Annotated in this window: 11 protein-coding genes; 2 read left to right on the top strand and 9 right to left on the bottom strand. The window is 32.6% G+C overall.

Features of this window, described 5'->3' with window-relative positions:
* Positions 1–36 precede the first annotated feature (36 nt).
* The gene (locus HMPREF2629_RS08020; RefSeq protein ID WP_017175012.1) at positions 37–2,202 is read left to right on the top strand and encodes an RNA degradosome polyphosphate kinase; all 2,166 of its coding nucleotides are present in this window, start codon (positions 37–39) and stop codon (positions 2,200–2,202) included.
* A 56-nt stretch (positions 2,203–2,258) separates the two neighbouring features.
* Here HMPREF2629_RS08020 and HMPREF2629_RS08015 read toward each other — a convergent pair whose 3' ends face one another.
* On the bottom strand, positions 2,259–3,491 hold the full coding sequence (locus tag HMPREF2629_RS08015) for an acetylornithine deacetylase (protein WP_070813270.1): 1,233 nt from the start codon (positions 3,489–3,491) through the stop codon (positions 2,259–2,261).
* 124 nt (positions 3,492–3,615) lie between these two features.
* Positions 3,616–4,311 (bottom strand): SDR family oxidoreductase, encoded by a 696-nt coding sequence (locus HMPREF2629_RS08010; protein ID WP_070813269.1) that lies wholly within the window; start codon positions 4,309–4,311, stop codon positions 3,616–3,618.
* A gap of 156 nt (positions 4,312–4,467) precedes the next feature.
* Between HMPREF2629_RS08010 and HMPREF2629_RS08005 the strand changes: the two genes are divergently transcribed.
* Entirely contained in the window at positions 4,468–4,749 is a 282-nt protein-coding gene (locus tag HMPREF2629_RS08005) for a DUF1413 domain-containing protein (RefSeq protein WP_049382416.1), read from the top strand.
* Between the two features lie 155 nt (positions 4,750–4,904).
* Here HMPREF2629_RS08005 and HMPREF2629_RS08000 read toward each other — a convergent pair whose 3' ends face one another.
* From HMPREF2629_RS08000 to HMPREF2629_RS07970, 7 genes are all read right to left on the bottom strand, one after another.
* Positions 4,905–5,096 (bottom strand): hypothetical protein, encoded by a 192-nt coding sequence (locus HMPREF2629_RS08000; protein ID WP_002448449.1) that lies wholly within the window; start codon positions 5,094–5,096, stop codon positions 4,905–4,907.
* A 334-nt stretch (positions 5,097–5,430) separates the two neighbouring features.
* Positions 5,431–8,262: a DEAD/DEAH box helicase gene (locus HMPREF2629_RS07995; RefSeq protein WP_061544298.1), complete on the bottom strand. Its 2,832-nt coding sequence runs from the start codon at positions 8,260–8,262 to the stop codon at positions 5,431–5,433.
* Complete coding sequence (locus HMPREF2629_RS07990; RefSeq protein ID WP_048762213.1) at positions 8,262–8,657, bottom strand: (deoxy)nucleoside triphosphate pyrophosphohydrolase; 396 nt, start codon at positions 8,655–8,657, stop codon at positions 8,262–8,264. The genes HMPREF2629_RS07995 and HMPREF2629_RS07990 overlap by 1 nt, the downstream gene beginning before the upstream one ends.
* Before the next feature lie 443 nt (positions 8,658–9,100).
* Entirely contained in the window at positions 9,101–9,967 is an 867-nt protein-coding gene (gene galU / locus HMPREF2629_RS07985; protein ID WP_048680479.1) for a UTP--glucose-1-phosphate uridylyltransferase GalU, read from the bottom strand.
* Between the two features lie 157 nt (positions 9,968–10,124).
* Positions 10,125–11,480, bottom strand: a complete 1,356-nt coding sequence (locus HMPREF2629_RS07980; RefSeq protein ID WP_070813268.1) for a gluconate:H+ symporter — start codon at positions 11,478–11,480, stop codon at positions 10,125–10,127.
* Between the two features lie 43 nt (positions 11,481–11,523).
* Entirely contained in the window at positions 11,524–13,062 is a 1,539-nt protein-coding gene (gntK, locus tag HMPREF2629_RS07975; protein WP_049413701.1) for a gluconokinase, read from the bottom strand.
* 22 nt (positions 13,063–13,084) lie between these two features.
* Positions 13,085–13,765 carry a GntR family transcriptional regulator gene (locus HMPREF2629_RS07970; protein WP_049379289.1) on the bottom strand — a complete coding sequence of 227 codons (681 nt, stop codon included), beginning with the start codon at positions 13,763–13,765 and terminating at the stop codon, positions 13,085–13,087.
* Between the last annotated feature and the right edge of the window lie 140 nt (positions 13,766–13,905).

The following is a 13,905-nucleotide window of genomic DNA, read 5'->3' as shown; positions in this document are numbered from 1 at the left end:
TTGATAATCGAAGAAATGACGAGGTGTATTTTGAATATGCAAACTCAATTGGGAGACTATGATATTAGCTTGCCGAAGTACTATAATAATCGCGAACTCAGTTGGTTAGATTTCAACTATCGTGTATTACAAGAAGCTTATGATAACAACAATCCACTATTAGAAAAATTAAATTTTGTATCTATCTTTAGTTCGAACTTAGATGAATTCTTCATGGTGCGTGTGGCTGGTTTAAAAGACCAAGTAAAAATGGGATTCGATAAACCTGAAAATAAAACACAAATGACACCACAAGAACAAGTAGATGCGATTCAAGAAAAAGCTAAAAAATATGTCAATATGCAATATGAACGCTATAACGAACTTATCGAAGAATTACGCAATTATGACATTGTTATGTGTAAACCAGAAAACTTATCTGACTCTATTTTAAGCAAGTTAGAAAGAGATTTTAAACTAACTATTTTACCAACGTTAACACCACTTGGTATAGATGCATACCATCCTTTCCCAAAACTAAATAATAAAAGTCTAAATATCTTCGTAGACATCGATACAGATGATGCCATTAACTCAGCGATTGTTCAAATTCCATCTCTTATCCCTAGATTTTTAACTTATAATGAAGGTTCAAAACAATATGTAGTCATGGTAGAAGATGTCATTACACACTTCATCAATCACTTATTTACAGGCTATGAAGTATTAAATACCTTTACATTTAGAATTACTCGAAATGCTGATTTAACGATTCATGAAGATGGCGCTGAAGACTTACTTATCGAAATTGAACGCTTCTTAAAAGAACGTAAAAGTGGTTCTGCTGTACGCTTAGAAGTCGACAATCGTACAGCGTCTATCGAAGATTTAGGATGGTTAACAGACACTTTAGAAGTAGATGAACAAGACGTTTACTTACTTAATGGACCTTTAGATTTAACATTTATCTTTGGCTTAGTTGACCATCTATCCCATAAATTGAAATATTTAACATATGATAAATATACACCACAAATTCCACGTTCATTAGGTAACAATAATGTGTATGATCTTGCATTAAAACGTGATGTCTTTTTCCATCACCCGTACGAATCATTTGAGCCTATCGTAGACTTTATTCGTGAAGCAGCTGAAGATCCTAACACGATTGCGATTAAACAAACGCTTTATCGTGTAAGTAAAGATTCACCCATTATTAAAAGCTTAAAAGAAGCGGCTGAAAATGGTAAACAAGTGACTGTACTTGTAGAATTAAAAGCACGTTTCGACGAAGAAAATAACGTTCATTGGGCACGTATGTTAGAAGATGCAGGTTGTCACGTTATTTATGGTATGACCCATTTAAAAACGCATAGTAAAATTGCTCTTGTCGTTAAACGTATCGGTGGCGAATTAACTTCATTCGTACACTTAGGTACAGGTAACTATAACGATAAAACTGCAAAACTATACACAGATATGGGTGTCATTACGACAGATACATTAATTGCTGAAGATGCCATTAATTTCTTTAACTATTTAAGTGGTTACTCAGTTAAACCTGAATATAATAAATTAATTGTCGCACCATTCGATATTCGTGACGTCTTTATTGATCGCATTGATAAAGAAATTGCAAGTCATCGTCAACATGGTAACGGTAAAATTATGATGAAAATGAACTCCTTAACTGATAAGGCCATCATTGAAAAATTATTTGAAGCATCTCAAGCAGGTGTTAAAATTCAACTCATTATTCGCGGTATCTGTTGCCTAAAACCAGGCATTCCAGGGGTCAGCGAAAATATTGAAGTTGTCAGTATTGTAGGTCGTCTATTAGAACACTCTCGTATTTACTACTTCTACAATAATGGTGACGAACGTATTTATTTATCATCTGCAGACGTCATGACACGTAACATGATTAAACGTGTTGAAATCTTATTCCCTGTAGAAGATAAAGAAATCGGTAAACGTCTTGTAGACTTTATGAATTTACAATTATCTGATAATCAAAAAGGACGTTATCAAGATCAATATGGTGATTATCATTACGTTCAAAATGATTTATCACCATTAAATTCACAAGCTTACTTGATGAAAGAAGCAGTTAAATATGGTAAAAAGCTAAAAAAGGAGACAACCCAGCCTTCAGGAATGCCCGTCGTTTCCAAAAGAAGAGCTAGCTGGGTCAATCGTCTTCGAAAAACATTAAAAAAATAATATGACTATAAAATAGCCAAGTCGTGTCATTCATAAGCACGACTTGGCTTTTTAATTTATTTCTCAGGATGTTCATACCAGTGTTTTAAGAATGTATATAACACATCACTATAAGTTTGAAGTTCTTGTGCTTCTATCTTTTCATCCACACTATGAGCTTCTTCTAAACTACCTGGACCATATAAAATGGTTGGAATATCAAAATGAGCTGTCCAACCTCCATCTGTCACTGTGGTACTCATACCATGTTTCATTTCGCTATGATGAACGTGATAATGCGCATCTTGTAATTGTTTAAAGCCGGGATGTTCTAATGGAATCGTAAAACTTGGGAAAATTTCTCCTTTATCTTCTATCATTGATTCACCGCCCCATTCGAACTGTAACGGGTTCTCTCTCAACCAAATGTCTGCATCTGCAACACGATTTAAATACGCTTCTATCTCTTTTGTAACGTCTTCATAACTTTCATTCGGTAAATAATGAACCGTAATCCATAAACGACATTCATCAGCAATAAAAGCAGGATGGCGTCCCCCTTCAATCACTGCTGGATTAATCGTATTCGCACCTGGTGGCATACCAGGACTATGTTTCATCACTGCCCAGTGTTGTTCGAGTTCATTCAGTGCTTGAATGATTTTGGTCATTTTTTCAATTGCACTCGCACCAAATAAACCTCCACCTGCATGAATCGTTTGACTACGTGCGCCATCATGAATGGTATTCTTACTTTTAACCGTAATCCATCCTGTAATGACCCCACCTTGTCCAAGTGCCATATTTTCACTTGTATCTAATACTAATGCCAAATCTGCTTGAGGACCGATTTCACATGCGCGTTTCGTCCCCGCTTCACCCACTTCTTCTCCTACTACAGATTGCACGACAATATCTCCTTTAGGTCGTCGTCCTTCTTGATGTAACTTTTCAAGCACATAAAACAGCGAGGCCATACCGCCTTTCATATCACTCACACCACGACCATATAGCCATCCCTCTTTTTCAGTCAGTTGAAACGGTGGATATTGCCAATTAGAATCATCGTCCACATTCGCCACATCTACATGACCATTGAGAATTAATTTAGGTGCATCCTCATCTTCCCCTTTTAATGTTGCGACGATAACACTATCATTTTCATATAAATGTTCACGTTGAATATCAAAATTTAGTGTTTTTAATAAATGTTCAATGTCATCTTGTAAAGGATCCGTATTACGTCCAGGAGGACTCTCCGTATTATATTTAACTAATCCATCTAACAATTCAAATAAACGTTGTTCCATCACTTTATCACCCTTTTAAGTTATATGATCTTTCAATATAAGTGTAACATTTCAACACTAATATTGAAGGGTAAAAAGGAGCGTTTCCTACCATAGGCAAGAAACGCTCTTATTCTCATTAGATTTAAACTGGACGAACGACGACTTCATTAACGTTTACATGTGCAGGTTGCGTCACTGCATAGATTACCGCATCAGCTATATTCTCAGGATCTAATTTCTTTCTATCACCAAAGTCATATCCTTCTGTCATAGGTGTATCTACCATTCCTGGTAAAATACTGGTTGATTTAATACCCGTTCGCGCAAGCTCTTTTTCTAAAGCTTCTACAATACGTAATACAGCAGATTTCGTTGCACTGTATAATGCACTCGTCTTATTAACTTCAAAGCCTGAAATAGATGCCATATTGACAATATGACCACTAGATTGTTCTTCAAAATGAGGAAGTACAGCATTCAGACCATATAACAATCCTTTAATATTCGTATCAACCATTTTATCCCAATCGTCTACTTTGTAATCTGTGATTTTAGAAGATAAGTTAATGCCTGCACAATTGACAAAGATATCAATTTTTCCAAATTTAGCAATCGCATTTTCTACAAGAGCATCCACATCATCACGATACATCACATTGGTTGGCGTAATAAGATAGTCTCCTTCATTCAAATGTTCTGCAACACGTTGTAACTTCTCATCATTACGACCAGCTAGCACAACTTTAGCACCTTCTTCAGCAAGTCGTTTGGCTGTTGCTTCACCAATTCCACTACTCGCACCTGTAATAATCGCAACTTTATCTGTTAATTTAGCCATATTCATCATCCTTTATTGTTATTTATTCATTCAATTTCCATAATTCTCTATAAATAAACGTCTGTATCAATTTAAAGTCTCAATTATAGATTGTAATTTAAAAGTAAACGTAATAAAGTGAAGATATATATGACTATAAATAAAGGGGAATAGAATATGTCTGTGATTGCGAAAGATTTTAGTCCATTAGTTCAAGCATTACGTCAAAAAGTAGGCCGCACAAGTTTTTCATTTCGTTTCGAAGATTTATTTACTAAAGAAGAATGGTTAAACATGAGTGTCAAAGAACGCACACGTCAAGAAAGAGAATTTATTGCACGAATGGATCACATTCCAAATATTCGAATGCCTTTTTCTAGTGAAGATGGCTATAAGTTCAAATTGTATAATCAAGAGTATCAATATAACGAAGTGAAGAACAACTTTAAATCTTTATAATAAAAAACCCACATCAAGGGAAGTGAGATGTGGGTTTTAACACATTATCCAAAAATGATTGGGGGTATATTTAGGGTATGCCCTCGATTGCTCACCAACGAGGGCATGACATTATACGTTCATGAATGTTATAGGAGGTCATTCAATTCTGTATTTTAATTTGTAACTAGTGTTTTACGTTCGAGACCATAGAAGTATAAACGTTCAGCATCTAAATACGACATTGAATCAATTGTCATATATCCATCTTTTATATCACTAATTAATCCTTGGTTTACGCCTGTTTTTAAATAAATATCGTAGCTACCTTCTTCAGAAAAAATAACGCCTTCTATTACCTTTCTCATTAGTATCACTCCAATTACTTATTCCTTACAATTCTTATCATACACGCTTTTTTTTATTTTAAAAGGGGTATGTGATGATTTTCACAAATAGTTCAATAATTTAAAAATTTGTTTGTTCATTTTTTCACATGTAAGTTGAATTTAAATGATAAGTATGTTAGGGAATAGAAGAAATTTCAATTCTTTCAAATTCTTTGCTAATTAATTAAAAAAAGAAGCATAAAATCATTAAATCTTATGCTTCTTTTCTAAAAAATATTTAGTGATAAAATAAGTTTAAATACATATTCACTCAATTTATTTAATTTAATTAAAACTAACGATAAATCGCTATTTAATTTACTAAATATCTATAAATATCATCCCTAATTGGAGTTTTCATTATAAAATTCATAGTTACAATCTTATCTTCTGTGACATTAGTTGTCTCATTTGCGCTACCTTTCATATACTCAGCTTCTCCTAAGTAATAGTGCTGCGAGCCTTCAGAGTCATTTTTCTTAACAAAAATATATATTGTCTTTCCATCCTCTTTATGATTAATAATTTGATTTATTTCTTTATTCTTTAAAGATACATTTTTTCTTGAAACCCAAGCCAACTCTTCTTGATTTAAGAAATGATCTTCATATTTTATACTATCATCTATATCTTCTGATTTATGATAAGTAATAAATAATGGTATATATTCATCAAGCACTCTATATCCATATATATTATTTGCCATGTTTTTTTTATCGTTTCTCCAATTGACTAATTTAAGAAAGTCTAAGCGCGTATATTGATTATATAAAATTAAGTCATTCCCTGAATTTTGAATTTTTTCATTATAATATTTTGCCAAATTTAAAATATCAAAAACAAATGATCGATAATCTTTGTCTTTAAGATATTCAGAAAAAGTTTTACTTAGTCTTTTTGTATTAGGATCTACAATTGGACTTCCATACCTTTCTTTTTCATTTTTACCAAAGTAATTTAACGACAAAATATTTAAAGAAGTTTTCATATCATCCTCAGATTTTAGCGAATAATCATTTCCTTTTATCATATTCTCTAAGACTTCATAATCAGATTTTTTCAAGCCTGGTAGTAATTCTTTTGATAAAAAAGTTAGATTTTTTACAGCATCTTTCCTAAAAATTTTCCCAATATAATTATACTTTTTCAAAAATAAATAATAATTATTAAATTTAGATATAATGACTTTCGGATCAATAGAATTTTGAGTAATGAAATCCATAAGCATAGGTCTTCTACCTATTCTTTCTTTTACGTTTTCAAATGCTTCTTTTATTATTTTAATACTATTTAAATTAGCATGATCAATTGATTTGAAAATTTTCTTTTTAGCTATTTCCTCAAAGTTAATAGTTGACACACCACTTAATTCATTAGGTTCAGTCAGAAATTTTCGATAGTCATCTTTGTTATGAGATTGATTATCTGATAAAGCAATAGGAATTAAATAATTATTTTCATAATTTCCAATAAAGTCGATAATCGTTACAAACTCTTTTTCCGAACTTTTTCTTAAGCCTCTTCCAAGTTGTTGAGTAAATATAATGCTGGATTGAGTACTTCTTAGCATCACTATTTGATTAACTTCTGGAATGTCTATTCCTTCATTAAATAAATTAACAGTGACAATATAATTGATTTTTCCATTAATCAATTCATTTATTACTTTTGTTCTCTTATTCTGAGTATCTGAACCTATTAAAGCTTTACTCGGAATATTATTAAGAGATAATTTTTCAGCTATTTCAATCGCTTCTTCTTTTCGACTTACAAAAATAAGTCCTTTTAACTGACTACCTGAGTATCCATAATAATTTGTTTTTTCAATAATATGTTTTATTCTTTTATCTGAAGTCAAATCTTTTAATTCAGTATAATCATCACTTGTTACACCATTATGAATGTAATCAGTTACTCCAAAATAATGAAATGGACATAAAATATCACTTTCTAAAGCTTTAGGTAGCCTAATTTCATAAGCAACGTTATTATCAAATAACTCAAAAATATTTCCCTCATCAGTTCTTTCAGGTGTAGCAGTCATACCAAGCATAAAATTAGGTCGGAAATAATTCATTATAATCTGATAGGTCGACGCATCTGTTCTATGAGCTTCATCAAAAACAATATAATCAAATTCTTTTTTATCAAAAATCTCATAATTATTATTGTTAGACAATGTTTGAATTGTTGCAAAAAGATATTTTGCTTCGATATCTTTATATTTACCAGTATAAAAACCAAAATCTGTTTCTTGATTAAACGGAAAAACTTTTTTAAATTCTTTCATTGCCTTTTTCAAAATACCTTCATTATGAACAATAAATAAAAATTTTTGAGGATTATAGTTTCTAACATCTAAGGCACATAAAATCGTTTTACCTGTTCCAGTTGCTGAAATTACTAATCCTTTCTTCTCTCCAGAATTTCTAAGTTTTTTTAAAGACATTAATGCTTCTTCTTGCATAATGTTAGGTTGGATTTCATTAGATTTTTTAAAACGATTAACCAGATGATTTTGTTCTCTATTTATTTTCAGAAAATCTTTATATAATTTAGACTCAAATGTTTCTTCATAATCATTAACCCATTGAGAATTTAGACTTATACTATTTTCCCAAAGCACTTCAAATTGATTTTTTAAATTATAAATTAACTCTCCATTTTTATGAGTAGATAATAAAATATTATGTTCATAATTTATTTTCATAGCAGTCGATGTTAAATTGGAACTTCCTATAATCATTGAAGAGTAATCTTTATGGTCAAATATGTATCCTTTAGCGTGAAAGCCTTCTACATCAGTTAATCGAACTTCTATATTTTCTAGTTTTAATAATTCTCTATACATTTTAGGTGTATTAAAACCTAAATAATTAGAAGTGATTAACTTACCTTTGATCCCTTTACGATTTAAATCATTGAATATAGTTTTTAAACTTGCCAAACCACTTTCTGTTATAAATGCTACAGATATAAAAAAAGAATAACATTTTTCTAATTCATTAATAATAGAAGTAAGCACGTTTTGATTTTTATTATTTACAAGTAACTTAGGAGTTAAATTACTTTCATTTGTCAGGTTTTTATCAATAAATCCTTTTTTTAAGGACTGATTTAGATTTAATATTAGTTTGTCTTCCATTAATTTTTACCTTTAACGATTATTTCTACAGTTGGGATATCAGCAGGCGCCCAATCTAATTTAGCAAGTTCATCGGGTTCTAACCATTTTATTTCTTTATGTTCTGTTAAAGTTGGCATTTCATTATTTAATGTACATTTATAAGTTGTAAGGTTAACAATCCCAAAGTCATATTCATATTCAGCTGCTATTATTTTATTTTCTACAGTTAAATCGCATTTCATTTCTTCGTTTATTTCTCTAATTAAAGCTTCTTCTTCTGTTTCTCCCTTTTCTATTTTTCCCCCTGGAAATTCCCATTTTAGAGGTAAACTCATATTTTCATTACGTTGTGCACATAGGATTTTATTTTCTGAATAAATGACTGCACCAACAACGTTAATATTTTTTTTCATAAATAACACCTCTGTTTTAGTTTATTTATTATAATTTTATCAAACTTCGCTTTTTCATCAATAATCTACTAGAATTGAGTTTCTTTAAAAATAAAATATCACTTATCCAAGAAAATCTTAATTTTCTCGAAAAGTGATATTATTAGTCGAATTATTGCTATTGCAACATCTATGATATTCAAATTTTATATTATATAATAAAAATGTCTTAGGAGAAGTCCTAAGACGCTGAGGAAAAGTTTCTCAGAAAAAAATTTTCTGGGATGTTGAGGATTTATGATTAGAGAAGTGTTTGTCGACAATTTATATCTTCTCTAATCAGGGCACGCCTTAGCGGAAAATAGGGTGTGTCCTGTTTTTAGGTTTAGTTTTGATGAGATTGAAGTGTCTAAGAAGATTGAAGAATAACCACTTGTTCTTCAATGTCTTAGGCACTTTAATTATTATAATCCTAAATGTTTAATAAAAGTTACAAGTTCTTCTTTCATTTTAGGATCTTTTAACGCATATTCTATTGTCGTTTTAACGAATCCTAATTTTTCTCCAACATCATAACGATCACCATCAAAGTCATATGCATACACTGGAACCGCACTATTCATACGTTCAATTGCGTCGGTTAATTGAATCTCATTACCGGCGCCTTCTTTTTGTGTTTTTAAATAATCGAAAATTTCTGGCGTTAAAATATAACGTCCCATAATCGCTAAATTAGAAGGTGCTGTACCTTGTTCAGGCTTTTCAACAAATTGTTTCACCTCATAGCGGCGACCTTGTTTCTCTAATGGATCAATAATGCCATAACGGTGAGTCACATTTTCAGGCACTTCTTGCACCCCAATAACAGAATGTCCTGTTTCTTCATATACATTCATTAATTGTTTAATTGCTGGCTCTTCAGATTCTACGATATCATCACCTAATAATACTGCAAACGGTTCGTTACCAATGAATTGACGTGCAGTATAAATGGCATGTCCTAATCCTTTTTGTTCTTTTTGGCGTACATAGAAGATATTCGCTAAATCTGTAGAATAATGTACTTTTTCTAATAAGTCTGTTTTACCTTTTTCTTCAAGGACCATTTCTAATTCTTTTTGATTATCGAAGTGATCTTCAATCGCACGTTTATGTTTACCAGTCACAATAATAATATCTTCAATGCCCGCACGTGCCGCTTCTTCAACAATATATTGAATCGTTGGCTTATCTAAAATAGGAAGCATTTCCTTAGGCATGGCTTTTGTCGCTGGTAAAAAACGTGTCCCTAAACCAGCCGCAGGTATGATGGCTTTCTTTATCTGTTTCAAACTCGAATATCTCCTTTGCGCATTCTGTCTTTTATATTATAAGTAAGTTTATCATTCTTTTATTGTCATTCATAGCGATTGACTGTATTCTTCCATGATATAAAAAATAAGAAGCAAGATTGAAATTCAATGATTTCTCTCTCACTTCTTTGATAAGTTATACAAATAAACTAATGAATAAGATAAAGATGATGCCCGATACTGAAATGATGGTTTCAAGTAATGACCAAGTTAAGAATGTTTCTTTCACAGTCAATCCGAAATATTCTTTGAACATCCAGAATCCAGCATCATTAACATGTGATAAGATAACGCTCCCTGCACCAATGGCAAGTACGACAAGTGCCACATTGGCATCTGAATGTTGTAATAATGGTAAGACGATACCTGTTGTTGAAATCGCTGCGACTGTTGCTGAACCTAGTGCAATACGTAATACTGCAGCGACAATCCATGCTAGTAAGATAGGTGACATAGTTGAACCTTCGAATAGCTTAGCAATCGTATCCCCTACACCACCATCAATGAGAACTTGTTTAAATGTACCGCCACCACCAATAATTAAAATCATCATCCCAATTGGGTAAATAGCATTCGTTACAGATTTCATAATGTCATCCATTTTTCTTCCTCTATGTAAGCCCATTGAAAAAATAGCAAAGATGACTGAAATTAACATCGCTGTACCTGCTGTACCGATAAAGTAAATGATTTGTTCAAACAGACTTTTAGCATTTTCATGTCCAGTCACTAATTGAACAACCGTTGATAATAACATTAAAATAACAGGTAATACAGCAGTGAGAATACTTAAACCAAAACTTGGCATTTCAGATGCTTTAAATTCTTTTTGTGAACCAAGTGCTGAAATATCCCCTTCACGTGTATAAGCAGATGGGATGAGTTTTTGTGCAAATTTATTAAAGATTGGACCTGCAATGAGTGTCACTGGAATGGCAATAATAATCCCATATAGTAACACATGTCCAATATTCGCTTTTAATTCTTTTGCTATAACTACTGGACCAGGATGTGGTGGTAAAAAACCATGTGTCACAGATAATGCTGTTACCATAGGTAATCCTAGTTTCAGTGGTGACACTTTCGCACGTTTAGCAATTGTAAAAACAAGTGGAATGAGTAATACTAATCCTACTTCAAAGAATAATGCAATACCAACGATGAAAGCTGCAATCAACATTGCCCATTGAACATGTTTTGGTCCAAATTTATCAATCAGTGTATCCGCAATACGGTTGGCGCCTCCACCATCTGCCAGTAATTTACCAAGTATTGCGCCTAATCCAAAAATCAATGCAATATGACCTAGGGTGCCGCCCATACCTGCTTCTATCGTTTCCATTACTTTATTTAAAGGCATACCTAATAAGATGGCCGTTACAATAGATGTAATAATTAATGAAATAAATGTGTTGAGTTTTAAGAAAATAATCAATGTTAATAGTAATACGATTCCAATGACCACACTTGCTAGTGTCCATATTGTTCCCATTTGTCTTCTCCCCTTTAATGTTTCATTTATTTAAATACGTCGATTAATTCATATGTTTACGTTGAAAATCTGCAATTTCTTCATAGCGATCTTCAAGCGTACGACTTAAGTTTATGAATATCGTTACAAGTTGTTGATACATATTTACTGTATCTTGGTTCGGTTGATGTGCATAAGTCGTACCAACCATATTTTCGATAATTGAATAATCTTCAATATCTCCCAATGCTTTTAAACCAAGGACACACGCACCTAGACAAGAACTTTCATAACTTTCTGGTACGATGACATCCGTATCAAAAATATCTGCCATCATTTGACGCCATACTTCACTTTTCGCAAAGCCACCTGTTGCTTTAATCGTATTTGGTGTTTCATTCATTACTTCGATAAGTGCTAAATAGACGGTATAAAGGTTATACAACACCCCTTCAAGTGCAGCGCGTATCATGTGTTCTTTTTGATGTGACAATGTTAAGCCAAAGAATGAGCCACGCGCATTCGCATTCCATAAGGGTGCACGTTCTCCTGCAAGATACGGATGGAAAATTAAGCCATCTGCACCTGGCTTAACACGACTCGCTATTTTAGTAAGCACATCGTAAGGATCCACTCCCAAGCGTTTTGCTGTTTCAACTTCACTGGCGAGTAATTCATCTCTTAACCATCGAAGAATGACACCCCCGTTGTTGACCGGTCCACCAATCACATAATGGTCTTCATCTAAGACATAACAGAAAATGCGACCTTTATAATCTGTACGCGGCTTATCAATAACTGTACGAATCGCACCTGATGTCCCAATTGTGACTGCAACTTCCCCTTTTTTATAACTATTGACGCCTAAATTTGATAACACGCCATCGCTTGCGCCAACTACAACCGGTGTATTTTCATCAATACCCATCAATGTGGCATAACGTTTTTTCATCCCTTTTAAAATATGTGTCGTTGGTACAAGCTGAGGTAATTGAGATGCTGAAATACCAAGTAATTCAAGTGCTTCTTGATCCCAATCTAACTGTTGTAAGTTAAACATACCTGTTGCTGAAGCCATAGAGTGATCAATCACGTATTTTCCATAAAGTTGATAGAAAATATATGTTTTAATATCCGCAAACATTGCAGTATTTTGATAAATATCTGGTTGTTCATGTTTCATCCAAAAGATTTTAGAGAGTGGTGACATAGGATGAATGGGTGTACCTGTGCGTTTATAAATGTCATGTCCCCCATATTGCTCATTTATCAAGTCAGCATATCGATTCGCACGGTTATCCGCCCAAATCATGCTTTCAGTTAAGCGCTCGTGTTGGCTATCTAATGCAATTAAGCTATGCATTTGCGCACTAAAAGAAATGAATTTAATATCTTCTTTATGCACCCCAGATTCGCGAATCACATGTTTGACTGTCATTAATACGGCATCGAATAATTCGTCAGGATTTTCTTCTGAAACATCAACATTTGGCGTATGTAATGGATAGCCAATATGATGCTTTGTAATAAATTGACCTTGTTCATCATAAAGTACTGACTTTGTACTTGTTGTTCCAATATCTACTCCAATCATGTATTTCATATGTATTCCTTCTTCCTTCTATTTATTGTAACCAAAAGCTTTCAATATCCTTACCTACATCGTCAAAGTTTAAATGAAACGCTTCTCTTAACGTATCCGTATCATAACGTTCTACCGCTTCTATAAATATCGAATGATTACGGTGTATTCTATCAAAATCTTCTTTATTTGTTCTCATTCGCTCTCTCATTGAACATAATACAAGTACTTCTACAATGGGTTTCAAATGATTCCAAAATGTTTGAAGATAATGATGTTGAGAGGCATGAATCAATGCTTCATGAAATTGAAGATCATGTTGCGTAAAGGATTCAGCATCTTCAAATTGAACAGCGACTTTCATCATTTCTAAATGTTTTTTCATTTCTTTAATCACTTTTTTTCTATCAATATGCTTTAATTTTGAAAATGCAAAGGATTCAAGCATTAATCTCAAATCATATAATTCTTTCTTTTCTTGTTCACCAAATTCAAGAACCCTTGCACCCATACGTTCGAGGTGAATGAGTTGATTCGTTTGCAGCAATTTAAATGCATCTCTAACTGGAGAGCGACTGACATCGAATTGTTTAGCCACTTGATTTTCAGTTAGTAATGTATCGGGTTCAAGCGTACTATTAACAATCTGAAACCTAAGTTCCGCAGCGATACTTTCCCCTGTAGTCATTCTGTTTTTCCATTGTTTCGGATAATGTTGTTCCATCTTTTCACCTCAATACGTTAACTTGTATACAAGTATAGTAATACACCATTTCAAATTTTGCAAGCGCTTACTTTTTTGTAATTTAAAACACCTAGCTCATTATAAGGGCTCTATAATAAATTGGACTGATGACTAAAAAT

It is taken from the genome of Staphylococcus sp. HMSC034C12, from assembly GCF_001835895.1.
Taxonomy (GTDB): Bacteria; Bacillota; Bacilli; order Staphylococcales; family Staphylococcaceae; genus Staphylococcus; species Staphylococcus hominis.
The sequence above is the reverse complement of the archived record's forward strand: the minus strand, read 5'-3'. Positions and strand labels throughout refer to the sequence as shown.

Bases quoted from the DNA above. Each gene is read 5' to 3' on its own strand.
- HMPREF2629_RS08020 (WP_017175012.1), top strand. From the start codon at position 37: ATGCAAACTCAATTGGGAGACTATGATATTAGCTTGCCGAAGTACTAT.
- HMPREF2629_RS08015 (WP_070813270.1), bottom strand. From the start codon at position 3,491: ATGGAACAACGTTTATTTGAATTGTTAGATGGATTAGTTAAATATAAT.
- HMPREF2629_RS08010 (WP_070813269.1), bottom strand. From the start codon at position 4,311: ATGGCTAAATTAACAGATAAAGTTGCGATTATTACAGGTGCGAGTAGT.
- HMPREF2629_RS08005 (WP_049382416.1), top strand. From the start codon at position 4,468: ATGTCTGTGATTGCGAAAGATTTTAGTCCATTAGTTCAAGCATTACGT.
- HMPREF2629_RS08000 (WP_002448449.1), bottom strand. From the start codon at position 5,096: ATGAGAAAGGTAATAGAAGGCGTTATTTTTTCTGAAGAAGGTAGCTAC.
- HMPREF2629_RS07995 (WP_061544298.1), bottom strand. From the start codon at position 8,262: ATGGAAGACAAACTAATATTAAATCTAAATCAGTCCTTAAAAAAAGGA.
- HMPREF2629_RS07990 (WP_048762213.1), bottom strand. From the start codon at position 8,657: ATGAAAAAAAATATTAACGTTGTTGGTGCAGTCATTTATTCAGAAAAT.
- HMPREF2629_RS07980 (WP_070813268.1), bottom strand. From the start codon at position 11,480: ATGGGAACAATATGGACACTAGCAAGTGTGGTCATTGGAATCGTATTA.
- gntK (WP_049413701.1), bottom strand. From the start codon at position 13,062: ATGAAATACATGATTGGAGTAGATATTGGAACAACAAGTACAAAGTCA.
- HMPREF2629_RS07970 (WP_049379289.1), bottom strand. From the start codon at position 13,765: ATGGAACAACATTATCCGAAACAATGGAAAAACAGAATGACTACAGGG.